This window comes from Amycolatopsis dongchuanensis (genome assembly GCF_039542405.1).
GTDB lineage: Bacteria > Actinomycetota > Actinomycetes > Mycobacteriales > Pseudonocardiaceae > Amycolatopsis_E > Amycolatopsis_E sacchari.
Map to the genome: position 1 here is coordinate 17,458 of NZ_BAABIB010000120.1, position 23,127 is coordinate 40,584.

Here is a 23,127-nt window from a genome sequence, read left to right on the forward strand (position 1 = left end):
GCATCCCAGACTGGTCCCCGCATGCTGACGTTGTCAAGAAGTTCCCTCCAAAACCCCAGTCGTAATTCTGCGACCGGTTGCACGATCCGTATGATGGGCGCATGGACAAACCGCCCACCATCGCCGACGTCGCCAAGCTCGCCGGAGTCCACAAGGCGACCGCGTCCCGCGCCCTCAACCCGCGCACCAGCGGACAGGTCAACGCGGCGACGGCGCGCCGGGTGCTGACGGCGGCGAAACGGCTGCGCTACCAGCCGAACACCGTGGCGCGCAGCCTCAGCACGAACCGGTCGGCCACGGTGGGCGTGCTCGTGCCGGACCTCACCAACCCGCTGTTCCCACTGGTGGTGCGGGGTATCGAGGACGCGCTGGACAACCAGGGCTACACCGCGCTGCTGGCGAACACCGACAACGACCCGGAGCGCGCCGGCGCCCAGTTCGACGCGCTGCTGTCCCGGCGGGTGGACGGTTTCCTGATCGCCACCGCCCGCCGTGAGGACCCGTTGCTGACGCGCGCACACGACCAGGGCATCGCGGTCGTACTGGTGAACCGCTCGACCGACGTTCCGCTGTTCCCGGCCGTGACGGGCGACGACGCGGCCGGTATCGCCGCGGCGGTCGAGCACCTGCGGGACCTGGGCCATCGGCGGCTCGCGCACCTCGCCGGACCTGCCGGGATGTCGACGGGTTCGGTGCGTGCGCGAGCCTTCCGGCAGCACGCCGGGGAGTGCGCGCCGGTGGTCGAGTGCGCCTCCTACACCGAGGAAGCGGGGGCCGAGGCGGCGCGACGACTGCTCGACGAGCATCCCGGCAGCACGGGCATCGTCGCCGGGAACGACATGATCGCCCTCGGCGCGCTGCAGGTGCTGCGTGAACGCGGACTGGACTGCCCGCAGGACGTCTCCGTGATCGGGTTCAACGACATGCGTTTCGTGGACAAGCTCGTGCCTCCGCTGACGACGGTGCACGTGCCGCACCACCGGCTCGGCGCGGAGGCGGCCCAGCTGCTGCTGGAGCAGCTGGACCGCCCGGACCGCGCCCCGAAGACGGTGACGCTCCCGCTGCACCTGGTGGTACGCGGGTCGACGGCACCGCCGCGTTAGGCGACCAGCCGCAGTGGCTCTTCCAGGGTCCGCACCAACGCGGCCATCCAGCGGGCGGCGAGCGCCCCGTCGATGGCACGGTGATCGACCGACAGCACGAGCGTCAGCTGTGTCGCGATCCCGACGGCACCGTCGGTCACGACCGGGACCTTGGCGGCGGCACCGACGGCCAGGATCGCCGAATGCGGCGGGTTGATGATCGCCGAGAACTCCTCGACGCCGTACATGCCGAGGTTCGTCACGCTGATCGAGCCGCCCTCGAGATCACCCTGGCGCAGGGTGCCCTCGTCGGCCTGCCGGGCGAACGTCCGCACCTGTGCGGCGACCGCGCTCGGCGCGGTCTTTTCCACCCCGCGCAGAACCGGCGTGACGAGCCCCCGCTCGGACGCGATGGCGACGGCGATGTCGACCGAGTCGAACCGCCGCAGCGCGTCGTCGGTCCACACGACGTTCGCCTCGGGAACCTCCTGGTGCGCCAGCGCGACCGCGCGAAGCACCAGGTCGTTGACCGAGATCCTGGTCGCGGACACCTCGTTGAGCCGCTGCCGCAGCGCCAGCAGCGCGTCCACGCCGGCGGTGCGCTTGAGGTAGAAGTGCGGCACCGTCCGCTTGCTTTCGGTGAGCCGGGCGGCGATCGCCCGGCGCGGCCGGGAATGGGGAATCTCCTGGAAACCGTCCCCGGCCACCGGTTCGGCGGGCGCGGTGGCCGAGGACGGGGCGGCGGGCGCGGGCGGCGGGGAGGCCTGCTGCCGCGCGGCGGCGATCGCCAGGTCGACGTCCCGGCGGACGATCCGGCCGTTGGGACCGGTGCCCGGTACCTGCTGCGGGGTCAGGCCGGCTTCCTTGAGCAGCTTGCGCGCGAGCGGGCTGATGAAGACGCGTCGCGCGCTCCCGGCCGGAGCCGGTTCCGGCACCTCGCGTCCCGCCGGGACGGGTTCCGGTTCCGGCACTTCGCGCCGGGCCGGGGCGGGGGCCGGCGCGGGCGTCTCGGCGACACCGAGGCCGGCCAGGACACGGTCGAGGTCATCGACCTCCTCCCCCTCGGCACCCAGCACCGCCATCGGTGAGCCGACCTCGACCGACGTGCCTGCGGACACCAGAGCGCGCAGGATCGTCGCGTCCTCTTCGGCGGCGAGCTCGACCGACGCCTTGTCGGTCTCGATCAGCGCGATCGGGTCACCCGACCGGAACGGGTCGTTCTCCTTCACCAGCCATTCGGACAGCACGGCTTCGGTCGCGCCGGCCGCGACCTCGGGCATACGCAGCAGCGTCGCCATGGTTGGGACTCCTCGTTGTCTCGACGTCAGTGAGCGGCGATGTCGCGCAGGGTGGTGACGACTTCCTCGGTGCGGGCGATCGCCGCCCGCTCCAGGACCTTGCTGATACTCGGGGACGCCTCCCCGCCGGTGACGCGCTCGATCGGCGCGTCGAGCCAGTCGAACAGGCGGCGCTGGATCTCGTCGGCGAGCCAGCCGCCGTAGGACATCCCGCGCGCGCCCTGCTCGACGATCAGCACCCGGTTGGTCTTGCGCACACTGCGTTCGATCGTGTCCCAGTCCAGGCTCGCCCGGTCCAGCCAGCGCAGGTCGATCAGGTCGGCCCGCAACTGCGGCACCTGGTCGAGCGCTTCGAGGCAGTGGCCGACCATGGACAGGTACGAGATCACGGTCAGGTCGTCGCCTTCCCGGCGCAACGCCGCCTTGCCGACCGGAAGCCGGTAGTCCACATCGGACACCGGGGCGGTCCCGGCCGAGGTGTAGAGGTCGACGTGTTCGAGCAGCACGACCGGGTCCTCGCAGGCCAGCGCGGTGTTGAGCAGGCCGACGTAGTCGAAGGGGTTGGACGGCGCGATCACGCGCAGCCCCGGGGCCGTCACGAGCACGCCAGCGGGGTCGTTCGTGTGCTGCGAGCCGTAGCCGGTGCCCGCCGCGAGCTTCGTCCGCAGCACGAACGGCACCGGGCTTTCGCCGCCGAACATGTGGCGTGCCTTGGCGACCTGGTTGAACAGCTGGTCGGCGGCGACCCACATGAAGTCCGCGTACATGTACTCCACGATCGGCCGGAACCGCCCGTCCAGCGCCATTCCACCGCCGAGCCCGGTGAACGCGTTCTCGCTGATCGGTGTGCCGAGCACCCGTTCGGGCGCGACCTCGATGGCGCGGCGGGTCGCGCCGTTGGTGCCGCCCTTGAGCCGGTGGACGTCCTCGCCCAGCACGACGACGCGCTCGTCGGTTTCCAGCCGGCGGGCGATCACATCGCTCACCACGTCGATGAACCGCCGCTGCCCGAGCTCACCGGAGAACGTGCCGGCTTCCTCGTACCGGCTTCCCGCCAGCTCGCTGAGATCACCGCGCACGCCGACGTCGACGAAACCGGGGTCGGGCCACGCCGAGGCCTTGATCCGCCGCTGCCCCGGCTTGCCGTCCGGCACCGCCTCCAGCAGCGCGTCCCCGATCTCGTGCAGCGCGGCGGTGACGTCCTCGCGGGCGGCCGCCACTTCCTCCGGAGTGGACAGTCCACGCCGGAGCACGTGCGACTCCAGGAGCTCGATCGGGTCGCGGTCGCGCCAGGCCTGCTCCTCGGCCTTGTCGCGGTAGCCGAAGGCGCTGCCAGGGTAAGCCCCGTTCTGGTGGAAGTACCGGTACACGTCGGCTTCCACGATCGTCGGGCCGTTCCCGGCGCGCATGTGCGCCAGCGCGTCGGTCATGGCCAGGTGCACCGCCAGCGGATCCATGCCGTCCACGCGCCAGCTCGGGATCCCGAACCCCGGGCCCCGGCCGGACAGCCGCGCCTCCGCGGTCGCCTCGGCCACCGATGTCGAGACCGCGTACTGGTTGTTCTCGATGAAGAAGCACACCGGCAACCGCCAGGCCGCGGCGAGGTTGAACGTCTCCAGCACCGAGCCGATGTTCACCGCCCCGTCGCCGAAGTAGGTCACCGTCACCGCGTCGGTGCCCGCGCGGTGCTGGTTGAACGCGAAGCCTGCCGCCTGCGGGACGCCGCCGCCGACGATCGCGTTGGTGCCCATCGCGCCGGCCTCGCGCCAGCGCAGGTGCATCGAACCGCCGCGACCGCGGCAGAATCCCTCGGCCAGGCCGCAGATCTCGGCGAGCGTGCGGCGCAGCACCGTGCGCACCTCGTCGTCGAGCTCGGGCAGCACCCCGGACTTGCGGGACATGACGTGTCCGAACGCCTTGGCCAGGAACTGGTGGTGTCCGCGGTGCGAGCCGTTGACGTAGTCGTCGCTGCGCAGGGAGACGACCGAGCCGACCGCCCCGCCCTCCTGCCCGACGCTCGAATGCGCCGGCCCGTGCACGAGCCCCTGCCCGGCCAGCTCCAGCACGTACTCCTCGAACGCCCGGATCCACAACGCCTGGCCGAGCATTCGCAGCAGCAGGTCCGGGTCCGCGCCGTCCCAGTCCTCGGCCGAGGTGGCCAGCTCGACCCAAGGGGCGGCGGCAGCCAGGTTCTCACGGGTGGGCATCAATGCTCCTTGAAGACAGAATTCTCGTCAGATGGATCCAACTAGCGACTCATTGCCGTACTATGCGCGCTAGATTCAGCAAATGCAAGCTAAATTGGATCCATTGGAGACCACGTGCCGCTTCCCGGCCTCACCCGCGTCGACCACTTCGGCATCACCGTGCCCGATCTCGATCAGGCCCGTGAGTTCTTCGAAGACGTCCTCGGCTGCGAGTACCTGTACACACTCGGCCCGCTGCGCGACGACCACGGCAGCTGGATGCGCGACCACCTCGCCGTGCACGAACGCACCGTGGTACCGCGGCTGCACTTCTACCGGCTCGGCGGGCAGGCGATCCTCGAGGTCTTCGAGTACCAGGCACCCGGCCAGCGGCTCGAGCCGCCGCGCAACAGCGACATCGGCGGGCACCACCTGGCGTTCTACGTCGAGGACCTCGACGCCGCGATCGCCGACCTGCGCCGCCGGGGCCTGCGCGTGCTCGGCGAACCGACTTCCAGCAAGGGACCGCACGAAGGGCAGCGCTGGGTGTACTTCCTGTCGCCGTGGGGCCTGCAGTGTGAGCTAGTGTCCTACCCGCACGGTAAGGCGTTCGACCACGACCCGGAGGCCTTCGCCTGACCCGGAAGGAGCCGAGGGTGACAGCTCGCACTGGCGTGCCGGCGGCCGTCGCGAGCCAGCGCATCGCCGAGGAGATCCGGGAGCGCATCCTGAACGGCACACTGCCGCCCGGCACCCGGATCATCCAGGACGAGCTCGCCGACGAGCTGCACACCAGCCGCCTGCCGGTGCGCGAGGCGCTGCGCATCCTCGAGTCGCGCGGGCTGGTCACCCTGCGCGCGAACCAGGGCGCCTGGGTGACCAGCATGGACAGGCGCGAGTGCGAGCTCAGCTACAAGATCCGCGAACGGGTGGAGCCGCTGCTGCTCGCCGAGTCCGCTCCTCGCCTGTCCGAAGACGACATCGCGGAACTGGCCCGGTTGCAGGACCGGATCGAGCAGGCGCACGACGTCGAGGAATTCCTCGTGCTCGACCGGGAACTGCACTGGGCCACCTACCGCCACCACCAGGCCGAGGAGCTGGCCTCGATCGTGGCGCGGCTGTGGGACACCACCCAGCACTACCGCCGCGCGTTCACCAGGCTCACCGGCGACCGCCGCCGCTGGATCATCGGCTCCGAGCACCGGCTGCTCATCGAGGCCCTGCGCGACCGCGACCACACCTCCGCCGAACGCATCCTGGAACTGCACATCCGGCGCACGCGCGTCGAGCTCGCCCAGCACCCCGAGGTCTTCCAGGTCAGCTGAGCTCGTGCGTTCGCGGCGGCGCCGTGGAATCGGGGACGACGAGCCTGCCCTCGAAGCGCATGACGTTCGGCTCCGCCGGCACCGCACCGCGCGGATGCTGCAGGCGTTCGAGCAGCAGCCGGGCGGTCATCGTGCTCATCTCGGCCGGCGGCAGGACATACCGGGTCAGCGGCGGATTGGTGACGTCGAGCCAGTCCGGGCCGAGGAGACCCACCAGCGACATGTCCGACGGAACCGACAGGCCGCGGTCGCGCAGTGCCTTCAGCGCACCGAGCGCCGCCCGCGAACCTCCGGTGAAGATGGCGGTGACCCCGGAATGCCGGTCCAGCACCACGTTCGTCGCGGACTCCCCCCACTGCGCGTCGTAGGACGACCCGTGCAGCACCGGACAGCCGCGCTTGGGGAGCCCCAACCGGGTACAGGCGTCTTGGCGGGTTGTTCTACCAGCCCACGATCGTCACGCAGGTGCGCCCGGACATGGAGATCGCGCAGGGGGAGGTCTTCGGCCCGGTCCTGTCGGTCCTGCGGTTCCGCGCGGAGGCCGACGCGATCCGGATCGCCAACGCCACCCGGTACGGGCTGGGCGCGGGTGTCTGGACCGACGACGTGCGCAAGGCGCATCGCGTCGCCCACCAGCCGCGCGCAGGCAGCGTGTGGGTCAACGCCTACCGGATGGTGGCCCCGAACGTGCCCTTCGGTGGCAACGGGTACAGCGGCTGGGGCCGGGAGAGCGGCGTCGACGCCGTCCGCGAGTACACCGACACCAAGGCGGTGTGGGTGGATCTCGCCGGCCACACCCGCGACCCGTTCAAGCTCAACTGAGCCGAAGCGAACGGCCGTGGCGGTTTCAGGCGCCGCCACGGCCGCACCGACACCCCTCGCTCCCGCGGTCGACCCGGCTTTCGCCGCGGGCGACGACCGGGACACCCGGACAGCTCGCTCCGGGCTAGTGGGTTCCGAACGACGACGCGCTGTGGTCGACCCGGCTCGCGAGCGATCGGCGCCGCGATCTAGTCCGGCCCACGCAGCCGCCAGGTCCACCAGTGCGCCCCTTGCGACCGCTTGCGACACCACTGCAACCGGTCGCAGCTTTCCGTCGCCAGATTTACGATACCTGCGACCTGTCCTCCAAGAACATCAGTGCTCGCCGGGGGTTGACAACAAGGCATCGGTATCGCACGGTTGCAACCGGTTGCAGTACGCCCGTGGCCGCCGACCCGGCCCGTTCTCCGTCGCCGCCCCACCCGCGCGGTCCCCGCCGCGCCAGACACTGGAGTCAACCATGGCAGACCGTTCCCAATGGACGGTGCTCGCGAGCTGTTTCCTCGCCTACACCTTCGACGCCATCGAGCTCGTCGCACTGACGGTCGCGCTTCCCGCTATCCGTTCGGACCTGCATCTGAGCGCGGTACAGGGTGGCTGGCTGGCTGGCGACGGCGACGTTGCTCGGTATCGGCCTCAGCAGTCTGTCGGCCGGCTGGTTCGCGGACAACTACGGGCGCAAGGCGACCCTGCTGACATCGTTGGTGGTCTTCGGGCTCTTCACGGCCCTGTTGGCGGTCCCCGGCGGCTTCTTGCCGCTGCTGGCGCTCCGGTTCGTCGCCGGGTTCGGGTTGGGCGGCGTGTGGAGCGCCGTCTCGACGCTCGTCGTGGAAGCGTGGCCGGAGCGCCAGCATGCCCGGGCGGTCGCCTTCGTGATCGCGGCGTTCCCGGTGGGCGGCGTGCTCGCCTCGCTGATCGGCTCGCTGTTGCTGCCCGACTGGCGATTGATGTTCGTCGTGCTGGGCGCCGCCGTACTGGTCCCGGTGATCGTCGTCGCGGTCACCGTCGAGGAGTCCGCGACCTGGCTGACGCAGCGCCGGGCCGACACCGCGGGCGACGGGCGCCGGGCGAGGGTCGGGATCGGTGAGATCTTCGCGCCGCCGCTGCGCGGGATCACCCTGATCGGCACGACTGTCGTGGCCTTGTGCCAGGTCGGGTTCTGGGGCGTCAACACCTGGCTGCCCACCTTCCTGACCGGCCGGGGCCTCGACATCAAACTCGTCGCGCTGCTGGTCGCCGCCAACAACGCCGCGATGTTCGTCGGCTACAACGTCTTCGGGTACGTGGCCGACCGGATCGGCCGGAAGCCCACCATCATGCTGACCCTGGTCGCGTCCGCCGTGATCCTGCCGGTCTACGTGCTCACCAGGAACCACAGCGTGTTGATGTGGATCGGGCCGCTGTTCGCCTTCCTGACCTCGTTCGGAGCGCTGTTCGGGGCCTACCTGGGTGCCCTGTTCCCGACACGGGTGCGCGCGAGCGGCGCCGGGTTCTGTTTCAACGTCGGCCGCGGGGTCTCGGCCTTCGCCCCGTTGGCCCTGGGCGGGATCGCGGGCGGCTACGGTCTGCCGACCGGCCTGGTCGTGTGCGCCGGCTTCTTCGTGCTTTCCGCTTTGACGATGATCCCGCTGCCCAAGGACAACGAAGCCACACCGGTGGGCAGGCCCGCCCCCGCGGCACCCGGCACGACGCGCGGATGACAGCCACACCGGACCGCGGCGAACCGGGCTTCGTCGGACCCAGCCTGGGGACCAGCTCTCACCTGCCACCCGCCCCCAGCGCCTCCCGGGCCTCGCGCCGTGCCCAGGTGCTGAACCCGGTGGCCGGCCGGCCCAGCAGGCGGGAGACGCCGTCGCTGAGATAGGCGTCGGCACCGCGCCGGATGCCGGTGAGCATCGCCAGGCGCCAGCGGATGTATTCCTCCGGCGTGCCCGCGGCGCGTAGCGCGGCGATGTGGTCGTCGTCGGGCTCGTCGCGGAAAGTGATGGGCCGCCCGGTGACCTCGGAGAGGATCTGCGCGGCCCGGGCGAAGGTGATCGCGGCGGGACCAGACAGGTCCACGGTGTCCCCGGCCGCAACGCCGTGGGTGAGCACGTGGGCAGCGACCACGGCGATGTCCTCGATGTCGACGAACGGTTCCGCGCCGTCTCCGACGGGCGCGACGACGCGTCCCTCGACCGGGGTGAACATGGCCTCGGTGAAGTTCTGGGCGAAGTGGGTCGGCCGCAGGATCGTCCACGGGACCGGACCGGCGCGCAGCGCTTCTTCGGCACGCGCCACGTTGCCGTCCGGCAGGAACTCGACGCCGCGGGCCGACAACAGGACCGCGTGCCGGACCCCGGCGGCGGACGCGACGTCCAAGAACGAGGTCAGCAGCGAACTCCAGTCGGTCGCCGAGCCGGGCCCGACCACGAACAACCCGTCGATGTCCTGCACCGCGGTCGCCCACGTCTCGGGGACCCGCCAGTCGAAGCGAAGCGCCGCCGACCGGCTGGCCGGGCGCGCACCGTGTCCACCGCGCTGAAGGACGCGTGTCACTCTCCGGCCCACCTTGCCGGTGCCTCCGAGGATGAGGAAAGTACCCATGTTTTGACGGTAAGCGCGGCCAAGCTGGACAAACAATCCGTGATTGTCCAGATTTCCTTCGCGTTCGTCTACGCTCTGCGGGTGGACATCCTCGCTGACGATCTAGCCCAGGCGCGAGCTCGCGGCGCGGTCTTCTCCGTGCTCGGTCGCCGGGCACCGTGGGGGCTGGAATTCGGCGGCAGGCGGCCGCTCACCGCGCACCTCCTGCTGCAAGGCGAGGCCCTGCTGGAGTCGCCGGACCTACCCCCCGCGCCGTTGCGCGCGAAGGATGTCGCGTTGGTTCGCCGAGGTGCGGCCTACCGCCTCGTGAGTCACCCGGGCGCCGCTGCGGAGCCGATTGCGGAAGCCCGTCACCGCGGCTCCGACGCCGGCGCGACCGACGCGACGATCCTCTGCGGCGCGTACGTGCTGGAAGGCACTGTCGGTGAGGCGCTCCTGGACGCGCTGCCACGCGTCGTCGTCATCCCGGGAGCGCAGCTGACACCGGCGCACGCCACCGCGATCGAGCTGCTCGCCGCCGAGGCAGCGGCCGGCGGCCTCGGCCAACAAACGCTCCTGGACCGGTTGCTGGACGTCAACCTCGTCCACACCCTGCGTGCCTGGTGGTCTCAGCCGGGCGCTGAGCCGCCGGCGTGGTACCGCGCGGCGGCGGATCACCGTCTTCGCCCGGTGTTGGAAGCGATGCACGCCGACCCTGCCCAGCATTGGGACGTGCCGGCGCTGGCTCACGTCGCCGGTATGTCACGTGCCGCGTTCTCCGCTCGTTTCACGGCAGCAGTCGGGCAATCACCAGCTCGTTACCTCACGACCTTGCGTATGCAGCGCGCCAAGGACGCCCTGATCCGCACGGACGCTCCCCTGTCCCGCATCGCCGCGGACGCCGGCTACCGCAACGAATATGCCTTCGCCACGGCCTTCCGCCGCCGGTACGGGCTCCCACCGGGCCGGTGGCGGGCCGCCGTGGCGCGCTCCGCGGACGGACGGTCAGACCTGTCCCTGATTCCCGGCCCCGGCGAGGACCGTGCGGGTGCAGGTCGCCACGGCGATGGCCAACTCCGCACGTGAATCCGGCGGCGCTGCCGGTTCCGTGGGGACCCCACCCACGAGGACCATCGCCAGGCTCGGCAGACACAACCCGGCCTTGCCCACCGGCGAACGCCGCGAACGCGACCACACGTCGGCCTGCCCTCCTGCGAGCCGTGGGCGACTGTCTGCAGGACGAATCCGCAGGGTGGCCAGGAGAGCGCGGCCTTCGCCTCCGCGCCGAACCGGTCGGCGATGATCTCGGTCGTGCCGGCCTCGATCCCGTCCAGCGCGGTCCGGACGATGTCCACCGGATCGTTCATCACCGCGTCGCTCGCGTGCGTGCGCATGGTCTCGGTCGCGGTGGGGCCGAAGATCACGCCGCTGACGAGCGTGCCCTGACCGGCCAGCTCCAGCCGGACGCCGTTGGTCAGGCTCCACTGCGCGGACTTGGCGACGGCGTAGGCGTTGTTCCCGTCGTAACTCAGCCACGACAGGTTCGACAGCACGTTGAGGATCGCGCCGCCGCCGTTGCCGCCCAGCACCGGCGCGAACGCCCGGATCATCGCCAGGGTGCCGTAGACGTGGACGTCGAGGGTGGCCGCGTTCAGCAGAGCCTTCTGCCGCACCCCCGGCAACACGCCGGGCCGGTACCGCACGCAGGCAGGCAGGCGAGGCAGCGGCCTGAAGACCGCGCCTGCTTCGGAACGCCCTGTTCAGTACTCGACCGGAGTGTCATGCCGAGCGTGGCGATGGGCGCACCCACCGGCGCAGCGCGTCGATGGTGGTCTCCGGTGAGGTGTTGAAGCAGAACGCGATACCGGGGACCAGTTGGGTGAGCAGGTTCACCAGCCGTTCGAACAGCAGGGTGTGCTCTGGCGCCATGCGTAGCCCCGCGCCGATCATCGCGACCCGGACCGGGGTGGCGGCGACACACTCGCGGACCTTGGTCTCCGCCTCGCCCGGGTCGGCGGGGACCTGGCAGGGCACGATGTCGAATCCCGCTTCGCGCAGCGCCGCCTCGCCCGCCGCGATCCGGGCCGTCAGCCTTTCCTCGTCGAGGCCGGGGTAACGGCTGTAGTCGACGGCGCTCGGGTGCAGCCCGAGCGAGAGGATGCCGGTCACCACGGGACTGTCCCCTTCCTGTCGAAGAACCCACCGGTCGGACCGTCCGGGCCGACGCCGGCCAGTTCGACGATCGCGTCGGCGCCCTCGGCCACCGTCTGGAATCCAGCGTGGCCGTTGAGGTCGGTCGCGGTGTAGCCGGGCTCCACGGCGTTGACCTTGACACCGTCCAGGGCTCGAGCGTACTGGCTGGTGATCATGTTCAGTGCCGCCTTCGATGCCGGGTAGCCGAGTTGCGGGAGCACCAGTCCGGACCAGCGTGGGTCGTTCGCCAAGGTGAACGACCCCATCCCGCTGGACACCATCACGATTCTGGGGTGCTGGGCGGCACGCAGCAGCGGCAGGAACGCGTTGGTCACCCGGACGGGACCGAACACGTTCACCTCGAACACGTCCCTCAGCTCCGCGACCCGCGTGTCGCCCGGCGGGGTCGCCGGCACGCCGACGCCCGCGTTGTTCACGAGCACGTCCAGCCTGCCCACCGCCCTCTTCACGGTCTCCACGGCCGCCGTGACGGACTCATCGGAGGTCACGTCGAGTTGGACGAACCGCACGTCCAGCTCCGCCGCCGCCGCACTGCCACGTTCGGTGTCACGAGCCGCGAGGAACACGTCCCACCCCTGTGCCGCGAGCCGACGCACCGTCTCCCGGCCCAGCCCCTTGTTCGCCCCGGTGACCAGGGCAGTCGTCGTTGCCATGAGCCCAGCTTCACCGCCGGTGCGGTCCTGGGCCAGGACCGCTGACGCCTGGGATCGCCAGTCCCATCCCAACCGCCGGAATCTTCGGCAGGATGGTGTTCGTGGACAAAGCCGAGCTGGCCGCCGTGTTGCGTACCGCGCGGGCACGCATCAAGCCCGCCGACTTTCGAGATCGCCGGTAAAATCGTCCAACAGTCCAGACTCAGGGTATTGAAGGGGCTCGGGATCGGCGACAGCCTCTGCACCTGCGGGGCTTGGGAGGCTGATTCCCTGCCCAGGGCGATCCGCCCGAGGTGTGAGGTATTTGCGCCGGAAAGACCATATCTTTACACGCCGATTCCACAAGCGCGCACTCGGTATGGCAGCGCGCTGGGCGCGGTCGGCGGGCGAACTCGTTGCGATTCCCCTTTTTACGGGGTGTTCTTCTTGCGCCTCGCGCTGGCTTTGGCGCTGCGCAAGGCCAGCGCGAGGAAGTAGGCCTTGCGTGCGGATTCGGCACGCAGGGCACGCTCCCCGGGTGACAGGACTCCGTCCGGGTCGAGCTTGTGCGCCGCTGCGGTGCGGGCCGCGCGATGGTCGGTGTTCGCCCACGAAGCGTGGGCGGCGATCTGCGCACGAAGCCGCCGCTGCTCGGGAGCCAACTCGTCAGAGGCCATACTCGAAGCACAGCACAGTGGTGTCACCAGCCCATCCGCCTGCCCTGACAGCCGGCTCCCAGTCTCAACCAGATGTGCTCATCTCCAATCTCCCGTTCGTCCCCTCGGAAGGGCCCATCCAACACAGCTGCGGCTCGGTAGTACCTCTGTAATGTGCGCTGCGCGGATGCCGAATTCCTCGGACAGTGCATCCGCGCAGCGCATCGGGTTCACCAGCACCCGCCATTCAGCGGACGAGGCACGCCGTTAGACGCGTTCTCCCAGCCGCATGCTGCGCCGTTCCGGCCGCGCTCTTGCCGTAGCGGCGCGGCATCGGCCCTCAACCACATCGGTGCCGCAAACCTGGGCGCCGACCCCCGCATCTCCGGTGGGAACCGCGTCCTGTTCGTCTCAGGCGACGACGCCGATGCCAAGAAGACACTGAGCACACTGCTCACCGACCTCGGTTTCGCCCCGATCGACCTCGGCGGGCTGGCCGAGGGCGGCAGGCTTCACCAGCATGAACGGTGTCGTCGCCCGCTTGGATGTGCGCTCTCCCGTCCCGTCGGTCCGCGGTCGGTGTGGCCGGCCTCGGCACAGACCTGTCCGGGTTGACGCCGGCGGCGCCTCCTGCACGGGCAGCAACAGGAACTCCTTCCAGGCGTCTGCACCGGTCACCTCGAACAGCTCCGGGTGGTGGGCATTCGACCACCAGACTGCCGCCATAAAACCGCTGTTCAGCCCTGTTCCCATCCTTTGGTGCTCCCGCCCGGGGTCCGGCCGAGTCCGACGAACCGGCGGGGGCTCAAGCCGAGACAGTCCATCAGGTGACCGATCGTGCGCCACCGGCGGTCACGGTCTCGCCGCCGCGTTGCGCGGCTCGGGGCGCCGACGACGGGTGCTGGCTCCCCTCAGCACGATCATCGATGATGGTCACCATGGACTTGGTCTGGCTCGACGCGACCGAGCTGGCGCGCCTGATAGCCGTCGGCGAGGTGACCGCGGTCGAGGTCGTGCAGGCGCATCTGGATCGCATCGAGGCGCTGGGCGAGCGGGTCAACGCGTTCGTCACCGTGCTGGGCGAGCAGGCCCTCGCCGCCGCAGCTCGCCCGCGTACCGGGCCGCTGGGTGGTGTGCCGTTCACGATCAAGGACTCGTTCGACACCGAGGGCGTGCGGACCACTCGTGGATCGTCGTTGTTCGCCGATCATGTGCCGGAGGCCGACGCCACCGCCGTGGCGCGGCTGCGGGCTGCGGGCGGCATCCCGTTGGCGAAGACCAACCTGCCGGAGATGTCGTACTGGACCGAGACCGACAACCTGGTCGCCGGCCGGTCACTCAACCCCTACGACCCCGAGCGCACCCCCGGCGGCTCCAGCGGTGGCGAGTCCGCGGCCATCGCGGCGGGTCTGTCGCCGCTCGGCCTGGGCAGTGATGTCGCGATCTCCGTGCGCGGACCGGCCCACGACACCGGCATCGCCTCGATCAAACCCACCCACGGCCGGGTGCCGTGCACCGGTCATTTCCCGCACGCACTGCGGCGGTGGTGGCACACCGGCCCGATGGCGCGCAGCGTGCGCGACCTGCGCCTGGCGCTGTCCCTGTTGGAAGGCCCCGACGGGCTGGACCCCTACGCGGTCGCCCTGCCCGCCGCCGCCCGGCGCGGCGGGCCCGTCCGGATCGGCTGGACCACCGACGCGTTCGGCCCGATCGACCCCGAGGTGGCCGCCACGGTGGCCGCGGCGGCCACGGCCTTGTCGGGCCTCGGTTTCCCGGTCGAGCAGATCGGCATCCCGTGGCTCGCCGAGCACGACTGCACGCGGATCTCGGCGACGCTGTTCACCGCCGAGATGCTGCCCTACCTGCGCGGCGTCACAGCCGGTCGGGAGGCGGAGTTGCACCCGGTGATCGCGCGGACGCTCCAGGCACCCGAAGTCACGATCGCCGACTACCTCGCCGCCGAGCGCGAGGTGGAACAGCTGAGGTCGGTGTTCACGCACTGGTTCCAGGCCTACGACGTGCTCGTCTGCCCGGTGGTGACGACCCCGGCGCCGCCGCATGCGCAATCCACTTACGTTGCCGGCGGGGAGAAAGTGCCAGCCCGCAACGTCATGCGAGCGACGGTGCCATTCAACCTCACCGGCCTGCCCGCCGTTTCGCTGCCGTTCGGGACGACCGCGGGCGGCCTGCCTATCGGTATCCAGCTCGTCGGCACGTGGTGGGCCGACAACGACCTCCTCGCACTGGCCGAACGACTCGAGTCGGTCAGCCCGGTCCGCGACCGTCGCCCGCCGCTCCAGCCCTGACGTGCCGTCCTGGCCGGCCAGCCCCGCCCGGTCTCCCAACCGTGTCTTGACCAAAAGAGGAACGAGAAGCGCGCTACAGACGCGGACTCTGATACCGCACGAAGAACGACCTCAGCGTCGAACGGACATCCGCAATTCGGCAGACGCGGACGTTCACCGTACGCGGAGCTCAGGCGTGTCCGTAACGACTGGTCCTGCCGAGCGGGTCAGCACCTACCCTCCGCCGCCTCCTGACACATCTGGTCGCACCAGCGCGAAGTACGCCTCCACAACCAAGCTTCCGGTACGAATCCGCAGTTAAGCCCTGTTCCGATCCTTTGGTGCTCCCGCCGAGGGCACCACAAGGATGGGAACAGGTTGGTGACCAGCTACCGGGTGCCTGGCACCTATCAAGCAGCATGGGATCAAAACACCACCGCCCGTTCAGTCGACGCCGAGCGATGCAGCGGGCGGCCACGGCCCGCCCGCGATCACACACGTGCCAGCGGACAAATGCACGATGCCCGCCTGTGGCGGGCACGGCATGGGCGTCGTGCCAGACGGCGTCACCGACGTGTCAGCGGGCGAGCAAAAGGTCTTGTGGACTACCACCCCACCGGGTGCTGGACCTGGAGCAAACACGTCAACCTATTTCGCCCAGATCGGGACTGCGCTCCAGTCGGCGACAGCACTGTCCAGTTGGGACAGAAAACAAGATCGCCCATCGAACCTGTTTGCGCAGGTCCGGTTTGCTGCTCCCAATTCGGCAACCAGACCGCAGAGATGTTCGGATGCTCAACAGCAATGCGCAATGCATCCTGGCATACCTCCAGGAGGTTGTTCCACTCATCAGGTCCTGGCACAGCGCCTGACTCGATCGCCCTTCCCAACGCCGCGCCATGCAGCAAAGCTCCGGCAATTGCACGTGGATTCCCGTGCGTGTTGATCGAATCGAGGAAAATGTCTGACCAGTATTGGTCCGGCGAAGTAAGGCTTTTCGCCGCCCACACATGCGGCTGGATCCGCATGGCCGCACCGTTTCCGCCCGCGTTGGTCCAGCCGTCAAAGAAGTTACCGAACCATGGCACGCCAGGCTTGGCCTGCGACCCCTTGACCCCCAGTGTGACACAAGCAAGCCGCTGACCTGCGGTAATAGAGAATCCCATGCGCGGCATGGGGCAGTTGCGGCACGTTGAGACTGTTCTGAGTCGGTGCGGCAATACAGCGCGCTCCAGTTTCGCTCCTGCTCCGCTACTCACCTTCGACCTCAGCTCATCGCAGGTCAGTTCACTGGCGAACCCGTCTTCGCGGTCTGAAGACGACCGCCAGCTCCCCGTCGGCCTTCGATGCCCCCAACCACACCAAGTGACAGGGCGTGCTCCGCGTAGTTGATCGTGCCCATGCGAAACCAGCGCGCCCCCAGCATCCTCGTGCCGGAGAGCACCTGAACCGCGCGTTCGCGCCAGACGACGCCGACGAACTCGCACACCGCATCGCTGAACTCGGCGGGCGAGGCCATCGAGAATCGCCACATGTCGTCATAACCGGAGGTCTCAACGCCGCAGCTGCTCGACAGCCAGCGGCGGAACGCCTCGATCTTCGTTCCTGAGCACTGGGACGCGTCCGGCCGCCAACAGACCTCGGGCTCGTTCCCCCGGCCGGTCGCATCACGGGCATTGAACGGTATATGCATCCGAGGAGGCGTCATGATCGGCCATTCCTTCTCCGTTCTCCACAGCCGGGAAACGCAGATCATCGTTGATCAGTCGTACCCGAGTGCGCGTTCAAAATCTCAAAAGAGGGCGGTCAGGAAACCCGGTCCGGCCGCACCGGTGGTGCGGTCCCGGATTCCACGCCCGGTTCGGTCGTCACGGTCTCCAACGCCTTGCCCGTGGTGTTCCTGGCGACCAGCGTGGTGACGGCGAGGAGCAGGAACAGGGCCCCGAGGAAGACCCATACCGCGGAAAAGCCGGCAGCCCGGTACAGCGCAAGAACGATGAAGGGGCCGATCGCGCCGCCCACGTGTCCCACGCCGTTGCACAGCGCCATGGCCGTGGTGCGGCCCGCCGTCGGAAAGTGTTCCGCCGTCAGGAGGTACATCAAGGGAGCGAAGATGCCGATCTGGAACGCGACCAGGAAGTAGGCGGCGAAGATGACCGGACTGGACGGCGCGATGGCCACCAGCCCAAGACACACGGCGACGAGGCCGGAGACGACCGCAGCCGGCACCTTCCGCGGTACCCGGTCGGCGACCCACATCGCGAACAGGCCACCAAGGACGATGCCGAGACTCGAGCCGAGCGTCATCTGCAGGCTCTTGGCAAGACTGAACCCGTGCTCGGTGAGCAGCGTGGTACCGAGGCCGACGACCGCGTACACCGGCAGGTAGTTCAACAGCCAGATCACGAAAAAGAGCAGCATCCACGGGAGGACACGACGGCTGAAGAGAACCCGGATGTCGCGTGCGGGCTCCGGCGATTGCGTCCCGGTCGGCGACGACAGCACCGGAGTATCCAGCCCCTCCCGCACTTCCGCGGCTCGCAGGATCTTCTCCGCCTCCGCGGAACGCCCGTGCAGGACGAGCCATCGCGGCGACTCCGGCAGCGACCGGTAGAGAAGGATGAAGATCACGACGCCGGCCACCGGGACAACGAGAATGGCCCGCCACCCCCACGAGAATGTGGGAATCAGCCACACCGACATGATCGGGACCAGCGCATAGCCGACGAGTGCGGGCAGCGTCGTCCGTGCCATGTAGCGCCCCCGGCTCGCCGCCGGCGCGAGCTCGCTCATGTAGGTGCTGATGACCCCGAGCGTCGCTCCGATACCGAGCCCGGAGACGAAACGCGCGATGGTGAAGACCTCGATCGAGGGAGCCAGCGCGTTGACCAGTGAACCGACGCCGTAGAGAGCGGTCGCCATCAGAAGGCCCGCGCGGCGGCCGTACCGGTCGGCCACCACGCTGTTGATCAGACCGCCGACGATGTAGCCCCAGAGCCCGACGCTGACGACCGTGGTCGCACTGGCCGTCGTCGCGTGCAGGGCTTTCAGGGCGGCAGGCAGAGCGCTGCCGATATTGCCGATGTCGAAGTAGGCGAAGAAGAAGCTGACGCCGGCGATGAAGAGCACGCGCGGCGAGTACGGCCAGCGCTGCAATCGGTCGATGCGTACGGCAACGTCGTCGATACGCATGGGTCCTCCGTCCTTGGGGGAATCGGCCGGGTTGACCACCTGGGCCACAAGCAAGGGGCGCCGCGCATTCCAGAGCCGCAGCCAGCCCCATCGCCTACCCGGTATCCGTATTTCCGGATAGGCGTCCGTAAATACCGGTCGCAACCTTATGGCCACGGATTCGGGGCGTCAAGGTCCAAGATCGGCCGGCAGGCCGTGCCGGCACGGCCTGCGAAGCTGGGTCGAACGCCGCGAACGCCCGACTCGGCCAGCCGCTGTAGCCCTTCTCGATGCCCACCCGTACCGGCCGCGGGCTGACGAGCCGTCGACACCACGTCCGCCAGCAGATGACCGGATCGGAACTGTCCAGTTGAGGTGGCCCTCAAGGTCGTGGCAGGCGGCTCAGCGGCGGGGGCCGCGGTGCGTTCTGGCGACGTTACCTGTGGTCAGGCCCGAGCCAGGGCGTAGGCGCGGCGGCGCACAGGGACCACGTCAGGCCGATTGTCCGGGCCAGTCAGGCAGCACGAGTTCCGTCTTCCCGCCAGACCGTCGACGCGAGTCCGCCGCGGCGAGGACTTCGGCCGCAATGACCGACCTGGCGCGCCGCCATTCAACGTCGTGGCCGAGCATCGCCTAGGGGCGCACAGACTCACCCGGATCGACCTGCCCATCACTGAGCAGTTCCTGAATTCGACGTCCGATTTTGGGCAGCGAGTCCTGGAGGTCGGCGGGACCGAGCGCGCACACGGCGCCGATCAGCTCACCGTCGGAGCGTCGCAGCGCGGTCGCCACCGAGTAGATGCCGGGCACAGTGCGACCGGGATTGTAGGCAAGGCCGGTCGCCCTTATCTCAGGCAGCTCGGCGAGGAAGCGGTCCACCTCGGACTGCTCGGCGGACGACGCCGACAACAACAGCGAATCCATCTCCCGCACCGGCAGGTTCGCCAGGATGATCTTTCCCGACGCGGACCCGTACAGCGACCGGCGACTGTGGTTGCGGGCAGCGAACTCCAGCGCGGGCTCATCGCCGATGTGGTCGACGAACACGAGCGACATTCCCACCTGGATGCCGATCAGGACGCTGCAGCCGACTTCCTTGTGAATGCGCGGCAGAAGCTCGCGATCGATGTCCTGAGCCGCCACGCGGTTTCCGTTCAGAGTCAGGATGAACGGCGCCGAGCCGAGGCCGAACCTGTGATCGCGCTCGACCAGGTACCCGGTGGCCACGAGTCCATTCACCAGCTCGTGCACAGAACTCTTCGGGGCACCCAGGCGTTCGGCGAGATCCGCCAGCGACAGTCCGTGACGCACCGGAGCGACCATCTCGAGGATGGCCATCACCCGATCAACAGTGCGGTGATGACGAGGTGGCACGCGCTGAGTGTAGCCGGAACGCGTTGACGCACCTGTGCGACGACCCTGCTCTTCCCGGATATACGAATCGCCTCCGCATATACGGACAAGCTGGGGCGCCCCAGGCTAGCGCGGGCTGGCGGCGTCGCTCCCCCGAACCGACGAGCGCCGTGCACGTACCCCTCGTCGACAACGGCAAACTCCTGCCCACCCGCCGCCGCAACACCGACCCCACCTTCAACGGCCGCCGGCACGGTTTCACGTGCGCACTGCCGCCTGGTTGACAGGGACCACTCCCACGACAGACACTGTCGCATATACGTCCTTGACGTTCCGATATACGACGGAGTGGTGGCCGCATGAGTAATCGTGATGGGACAGGCGGAAGTCTCGTCGGGCTACGGGTCCTCGATCTGTCACGTGTCCTGGCCGGCCCACTGTGTTGTCAGCTTCTCGGCGACCACGGAGCAGACGTGATCAAGGTCGAGCCACCTGACGGGGACGACACAAGACGGTGGGGTCCTCCGTTCGTGGCAGACGACATGAGTGCCTACTTCAACGCGATCAACCGCAACAAACGCAACGTCTGCTTGGACCTGCGGACCTCTCAAGGGCATCAGGTGCTCGAGCGACTACTCGAGGACACCGATGTGGTGGTGGAGAACTTCAAGGCAGGAACGCTGGCCCGGTGGGGGTTCTCCGACGAGCAGATGCTGGAGCGTCACCCACGCCTGATTGTCTGCCATATCACCGGATTCGGCGCCGACGGGCCGATGGGTGGGATGCCCGGTTACGATGCCGTCACTCAGGCCTACGGCGGCTTGATGAGCATCAACGGCGAATCCGAAGGTCCAGCATTGCGGGTCGGTGTCCCGGTGGTGGACATGGTCACCGGGATCTATGCGTTCAGTGGAATTTTGCTGGCGCTCAACGCTCGTCAGCGAACTGGTCGCGGGCAAGTGGTGGACTGCACGCTCATCGATACTGCGGTGTCACTGTTGCATCCACACTCGGCTTCCACTCTCGCCGACGGGCGGGTACCAGTGCGGACGGGCTCCGCTCACCCGACGGTGGCGCCCTATGACACCTTCGAGGCGTCCGACGGAGCGGTATTCATCGGCATAGGCAATGATCGCCAGTTCCGCACCCTGGTCCACCAACTCGGCGTGCCCGGCCTAGCGGACGACCCACGTTTTCGCACCAATGCCGACCGCCTCGAGAACCTGAAAGTTCTCAGCGAATTGCTGTCGGAGAAGATCGCCCCCTTGACGAAGAACGATCTCGCACAGGACCTCCTTGCCCGCGGGGTGCCGGCGTCGGCGATCCGCGACGTCCGCGAAGTCTTTGACGATGCGCACGTCCGTCACCGCGAGATGGTCGTGGAGAGGGGCGACTACCGCGGCATCGGCTTTCCGATCAAGTTGACCGACACACCGGCGTCGGTCCGGGAAACTCCTCGAGCCAAGGGGGCAGACACCCACACGGTTCTGACCTCTCTTGGCTACGACGAAGTGACCATCGACCAATTGTTGTCCGCGCGAGTAGTCCGGCAGGACAGCCCGAATTCGAATGGCGAAGAGGCACCGCATGAGTGATTACGTCTGGCGACCTAGCCCCGAGCGTATCGCTGACGCCAACGTCACACGCCTGGCGAACCGTCATGGCATCGACTCCCTCACAGAACTGCGTCGCCGTTCGGTAGCCGATGTGCGGTGGTACTGGGATGCCGCTGTCGACGACCTCGCCATCCCGTTCAGAACGTCCTACCGCCAGGTCCTCGACAGCTCCCGAGGCATAGAGAATTCGGACTGGTTTGTCGACGGTGAATTCAGCATCATCGATGCGTGTCTCACTCGGTGGGCGGACTCGATCCGTCCCGCGATTGTTCACGAAGCGGAGGATGGCCGCGTCGAGGAGCTTTCGTTCGCCGAGCTGTCGCGTCAGGTCGCCGCGCTCGCTGCAGGCCTGAACAGTGTTGGCGTGAAAGAGGGCGACAGAGTCGCCTTGTACCTTCCGATGATCCCGGAGGCAGTCATCGCCTTCTACGCGGCGGCCAGGATCGGAGCCGTCGTGGTGCCGCTGTTCTCGGGATTCGCAGCGCCGGCGATCGCCGCACGTCTCAACGACGCCGGAGTTTCGGCAGTCATCGTCGCTGACGCAACCATCCGGCGAGGACGAAGAGTCGACATGGCCGCGGAGATGGCGGCAGCGGTCACCGCCGCGCCCTCGGTCACCTCGGTCATCACTGTGGCCAACGTCGGCACAAGGGTCACGTTCGATGCCGAGGGTCTCGCAGTCACCAGCTGGTCCGAACTCCTGGCCGGCGAGGAAGTCCACGACACGGCACGAGCCTTTCCCGCAATGCAGACGCTGATGCTCGGCTACACCTCGGGGACGACTGGCACGCCGAAGGGGGCAGTTCACACACACGCGGGGTTCACCGTCAAGGTCGCCACCGAGATGGCCTACTCCTTCGACGTCGTGCCGAGCGATCGGGTCTGCTGGGTCACCGACATGGGCTGGGTGATGGGACCGTTCACAATCGTCGGGGCGCACGCCAACGGCGCGACGCTGGTGTTGTACGAGGGATCACCTGATGCCCCCGACACTCTACGTCTGTGGGACCTCGTCGAGCGGCACTCGATTTCGACACTCGGCCTGTCGCCGACCCTCGTTCGGGCATTGCGCGACACTCCCCTTTCGACGATCAAGAGCCGCGACTTGAAGTCAGTGCGCACCCTGGGTTCCACCGGGGAGCCCTGGGACCCCGATTCCTACGACTGGCTCGCCGCGGAGGTCTTCGACGGCCGGGTGCCGGTGATCAACATCTCGGGTGGAACCGAGGTCGGCGGGTCGTTCCTCGCTCCGTATCCGGTGGAGCCGATCGCCAGCTGCTCACTGGGCGGACCGTCGTTGGGCATGGACGTCGACGTTGTCGATGGCAACGGCCAGTCGGTGCGCGGCGACGTAGGCGAACTTGTGTGCCGTACCCCATGGCCATCCATGACACGCAGCGTATGGCGCGACCACGACCGGTATCTGCAGTCGTATTGGTCCACCTTCGACGGGGTGTGGTGCCACGGAGATTTCGCACTCGTCGACTCGAAGGATGGGGCGTGGTACCTCCTCGGCAGGTCCGACGACGTGATGAACATCGCGGGTAAACGCCTGGCACCGGCAGAAGTGGAGTCGGTGCTGGCGACACACCCGGCAGTGGCCGAAGCAGCCGCGATCGGGGTGCCTGACCCGAAAAAGGGTGAAGCTGTCTGGGTGTTCTGGGTTCCTCGCGAGGGGGCCGACGCCGCATCCGTCTCGGCCGAACTCCGTGCCGCTGTCGCCGAACAGGTCGGAAAACCGTTCGCGCCGAACGAGGTCATCGCCGTGCCGGAACTTCCCAAGACACGCTCGGCCAAGATCATGCGGCGCGCGGTCCGCGCAGTCGCGACAGGTGCCGACCCCGGGGACCTGTCGAGTGCCGAGAATCCCGCGGCGCTGGACCGCATACGTGCTGCTCTCGCCGACGCATACCGGTGAGCAT

At 68.6% G+C, this 23,127-nt stretch carries 22 protein-coding genes and 1 pseudogene; 10 read left to right on the top strand and 13 right to left on the bottom strand.

What is annotated here, in order from left to right:
- The first annotated feature begins 101 nt into the window (after positions 1-101).
- Positions 102-1,103 (top strand): LacI family DNA-binding transcriptional regulator, encoded by a 1,002-nt coding sequence (locus ABFX51_RS30860; RefSeq protein WP_346055764.1) that lies wholly within the window; start codon positions 102-104, stop codon positions 1,101-1,103.
- Here the strand turns inward: ABFX51_RS30860 and ABFX51_RS30865 are convergent.
- Entirely contained in the window at positions 1,100-2,380 is a 1,281-nt protein-coding gene (locus ABFX51_RS30865) for a dihydrolipoamide acetyltransferase family protein (protein ID WP_346055765.1), read from the bottom strand. The genes ABFX51_RS30860 and ABFX51_RS30865 overlap by 4 nt on opposite strands.
- Positions 2,381-2,406: 26 nt before the next feature.
- Positions 2,407-4,587 carry an alpha-ketoacid dehydrogenase subunit alpha/beta gene (locus tag ABFX51_RS30870; protein WP_346055766.1) on the bottom strand — a complete coding sequence of 727 codons (2,181 nt, stop codon included), beginning with the start codon at positions 4,585-4,587 and terminating at the stop codon, positions 2,407-2,409.
- Positions 4,588-4,701: 114 nt separating this feature from the next.
- Between ABFX51_RS30870 and ABFX51_RS30875 the strand changes: the two genes are divergently transcribed.
- Entirely contained in the window at positions 4,702-5,205 is a 504-nt protein-coding gene (locus tag ABFX51_RS30875; RefSeq protein WP_346055767.1) for a VOC family protein, read from the top strand.
- Positions 5,206-5,222: 17 nt separating this feature from the next.
- Positions 5,223-5,891: a GntR family transcriptional regulator gene (locus ABFX51_RS30880; protein ID WP_346055768.1), complete on the top strand. Its 669-nt coding sequence runs from the start codon at positions 5,223-5,225 to the stop codon at positions 5,889-5,891.
- Here ABFX51_RS30880 and ABFX51_RS30885 read toward each other — a convergent pair.
- The gene (locus ABFX51_RS30885; RefSeq protein ID WP_346055769.1) at positions 5,884-6,276 is read right to left on the bottom strand and encodes a substrate-binding domain-containing protein; all 393 of its coding nucleotides are present in this window, start codon (positions 6,274-6,276) and stop codon (positions 5,884-5,886) included. The genes ABFX51_RS30880 and ABFX51_RS30885 overlap by 8 nt on opposite strands.
- Positions 6,277-6,326: 50 nt before the next feature.
- On the opposite strand from ABFX51_RS30885, the gene ABFX51_RS30890 reads away from it, so the two are divergent.
- Positions 6,327-6,713: an aldehyde dehydrogenase family protein gene (locus tag ABFX51_RS30890; RefSeq protein ID WP_346055770.1), complete on the top strand. Its 387-nt coding sequence runs from the start codon at positions 6,327-6,329 to the stop codon at positions 6,711-6,713.
- Positions 6,714-7,306: 593 nt separating this feature from the next.
- A complete protein-coding gene (locus ABFX51_RS30895; RefSeq protein ID WP_346055771.1) occupies positions 7,307-8,413 on the top strand; it encodes an MFS transporter in 1,107 nt (368 codons plus the stop codon).
- Between the two features lie 58 nt (positions 8,414-8,471).
- Here ABFX51_RS30895 and ABFX51_RS30900 read toward each other — a convergent pair whose 3' ends face one another.
- Positions 8,472-9,251: an NAD(P)H-binding protein gene (locus tag ABFX51_RS30900; protein ID WP_346055772.1), complete on the bottom strand. Its 780-nt coding sequence runs from the start codon at positions 9,249-9,251 to the stop codon at positions 8,472-8,474.
- On the opposite strand from ABFX51_RS30900, the gene ABFX51_RS30905 reads away from it, so the two are divergent.
- The gene (locus tag ABFX51_RS30905; protein WP_346055773.1) at positions 9,222-10,364 is read left to right on the top strand and encodes an AraC family transcriptional regulator; all 1,143 of its coding nucleotides are present in this window, start codon (positions 9,222-9,224) and stop codon (positions 10,362-10,364) included. The genes ABFX51_RS30900 and ABFX51_RS30905 overlap by 30 nt on opposite strands.
- A gap of 225 nt (positions 10,365-10,589) precedes the next feature.
- Positions 10,590-10,724, top strand: a complete 135-nt coding sequence (locus ABFX51_RS30910; RefSeq protein WP_346055775.1) for a hypothetical protein — start codon at positions 10,590-10,592, stop codon at positions 10,722-10,724.
- Here ABFX51_RS30910 and ABFX51_RS39710 read toward each other — a convergent pair.
- From ABFX51_RS39710 to ABFX51_RS30930, 5 genes and pseudogenes are all read right to left on the bottom strand, one after another.
- Positions 10,718-10,888: pseudogene (locus tag ABFX51_RS39710) on the bottom strand (short-chain dehydrogenase); the annotation flags it as partial. The gene ABFX51_RS30910 and the pseudogene ABFX51_RS39710 sit on opposite strands and share 7 nt — an antisense overlap.
- Positions 10,889-11,057: 169 nt before the next feature.
- Positions 11,058-11,450 (bottom strand): hypothetical protein, encoded by a 393-nt coding sequence (locus tag ABFX51_RS30915; protein ID WP_346055776.1) that lies wholly within the window; start codon positions 11,448-11,450, stop codon positions 11,058-11,060.
- Positions 11,444-12,145, bottom strand: coding sequence for an SDR family oxidoreductase (locus ABFX51_RS30920; protein ID WP_346055777.1), 702 nt, complete (start codon positions 12,143-12,145; stop codon positions 11,444-11,446). The genes ABFX51_RS30915 and ABFX51_RS30920 overlap by 7 nt, the downstream gene beginning before the upstream one ends.
- A 410-nt stretch (positions 12,146-12,555) precedes the next feature.
- On the bottom strand, positions 12,556-12,801 hold the full coding sequence (locus tag ABFX51_RS30925) for a hypothetical protein (protein ID WP_346055778.1): 246 nt from the start codon (positions 12,799-12,801) through the stop codon (positions 12,556-12,558).
- Between the two features lie 390 nt (positions 12,802-13,191).
- Positions 13,192-13,533 carry a hypothetical protein gene (locus ABFX51_RS30930; RefSeq protein WP_346055779.1) on the bottom strand — a complete coding sequence of 114 codons (342 nt, stop codon included), beginning with the start codon at positions 13,531-13,533 and terminating at the stop codon, positions 13,192-13,194.
- A 185-nt stretch (positions 13,534-13,718) separates the two neighbouring features.
- On the opposite strand from ABFX51_RS30930, the gene ABFX51_RS30935 reads away from it, so the two are divergent.
- Positions 13,719-15,086: an amidase gene (locus ABFX51_RS30935; protein WP_346055780.1), complete on the top strand. Its 1,368-nt coding sequence runs from the start codon at positions 13,719-13,721 to the stop codon at positions 15,084-15,086.
- Positions 15,087-15,670: 584 nt separating this feature from the next.
- Here ABFX51_RS30935 and ABFX51_RS39715 read toward each other — a convergent pair.
- The 4 genes from ABFX51_RS39715 to ABFX51_RS30950 all read right to left on the bottom strand — a co-directional run bounded on the left by ABFX51_RS39715 (position 15,671) and on the right by ABFX51_RS30950 (position 19,577).
- On the bottom strand, positions 15,671-16,240 hold the full coding sequence (locus tag ABFX51_RS39715; RefSeq protein WP_428832515.1) for an ADP-ribosylglycohydrolase family protein: 570 nt from the start codon (positions 16,238-16,240) through the stop codon (positions 15,671-15,673).
- Between the two features lie 107 nt (positions 16,241-16,347).
- The gene (locus ABFX51_RS30940; RefSeq protein ID WP_346055781.1) at positions 16,348-16,821 is read right to left on the bottom strand and encodes an acetyl-coenzyme A synthetase N-terminal domain-containing protein; all 474 of its coding nucleotides are present in this window, start codon (positions 16,819-16,821) and stop codon (positions 16,348-16,350) included.
- Positions 16,822-16,871: 50 nt separating this feature from the next.
- Complete coding sequence (locus ABFX51_RS30945; protein WP_346055782.1) at positions 16,872-18,257, bottom strand: MFS transporter; 1,386 nt, start codon at positions 18,255-18,257, stop codon at positions 16,872-16,874.
- A 612-nt stretch (positions 18,258-18,869) separates the two neighbouring features.
- On the bottom strand, positions 18,870-19,577 hold the full coding sequence (locus ABFX51_RS30950) for an IclR family transcriptional regulator (RefSeq protein WP_346055783.1): 708 nt from the start codon (positions 19,575-19,577) through the stop codon (positions 18,870-18,872).
- 371 nt (positions 19,578-19,948) lie between these two features.
- On the opposite strand from ABFX51_RS30950, the gene ABFX51_RS30955 reads away from it, so the two are divergent.
- Together ABFX51_RS30955 and ABFX51_RS30960 are read left to right on the top strand one after the other, a co-directional pair.
- Positions 19,949-21,184 (top strand): CaiB/BaiF CoA transferase family protein, encoded by a 1,236-nt coding sequence (locus ABFX51_RS30955; protein ID WP_346055784.1) that lies wholly within the window; start codon positions 19,949-19,951, stop codon positions 21,182-21,184.
- Entirely contained in the window at positions 21,177-23,123 is a 1,947-nt protein-coding gene (locus tag ABFX51_RS30960; protein ID WP_346055785.1) for an AMP-binding protein, read from the top strand. The genes ABFX51_RS30955 and ABFX51_RS30960 overlap by 8 nt, the downstream gene beginning before the upstream one ends.
- Positions 23,124-23,127: the final 4 nt, after the last annotated feature.

Bases quoted from the DNA above. Each gene is read 5' to 3' on its own strand.
- ABFX51_RS30865 (WP_346055765.1), bottom strand. From the start codon at position 2,380: ATGGCGACGCTGCTGCGTATGCCCGAGGTCGCGGCCGGCGCGACCGAA.
- ABFX51_RS30945 (WP_346055782.1), bottom strand. From the start codon at position 18,257: ATGCGTATCGACGACGTTGCCGTACGCATCGACCGATTGCAGCGCTGG.
- ABFX51_RS39715 (WP_428832515.1), bottom strand. From the start codon at position 16,240: ATGCCGCGCATGGGATTCTCTATTACCGCAGGTCAGCGGCTTGCTTGT.
- ABFX51_RS30955 (WP_346055784.1), top strand. From the start codon at position 19,949: ATGAGTAATCGTGATGGGACAGGCGGAAGTCTCGTCGGGCTACGGGTC.
- ABFX51_RS30925 (WP_346055778.1), bottom strand. From the start codon at position 12,801: ATGGCCTCTGACGAGTTGGCTCCCGAGCAGCGGCGGCTTCGTGCGCAG.
- ABFX51_RS30940 (WP_346055781.1), bottom strand. From the start codon at position 16,821: ATGATCTGCGTTTCCCGGCTGTGGAGAACGGAGAAGGAATGGCCGATC.
- ABFX51_RS30870 (WP_346055766.1), bottom strand. From the start codon at position 4,587: ATGCCCACCCGTGAGAACCTGGCTGCCGCCGCCCCTTGGGTCGAGCTG.
- ABFX51_RS30935 (WP_346055780.1), top strand. From the start codon at position 13,719: ATGGACTTGGTCTGGCTCGACGCGACCGAGCTGGCGCGCCTGATAGCC.
- ABFX51_RS30920 (WP_346055777.1), bottom strand. From the start codon at position 12,145: ATGGCAACGACGACTGCCCTGGTCACCGGGGCGAACAAGGGGCTGGGC.
- ABFX51_RS30930 (WP_346055779.1), bottom strand. From the start codon at position 13,533: ATGGGAACAGGGCTGAACAGCGGTTTTATGGCGGCAGTCTGGTGGTCG.
- ABFX51_RS30960 (WP_346055785.1), top strand. From the start codon at position 21,177: ATGAGTGATTACGTCTGGCGACCTAGCCCCGAGCGTATCGCTGACGCC.
- ABFX51_RS30860 (WP_346055764.1), top strand. From the start codon at position 102: ATGGACAAACCGCCCACCATCGCCGACGTCGCCAAGCTCGCCGGAGTC.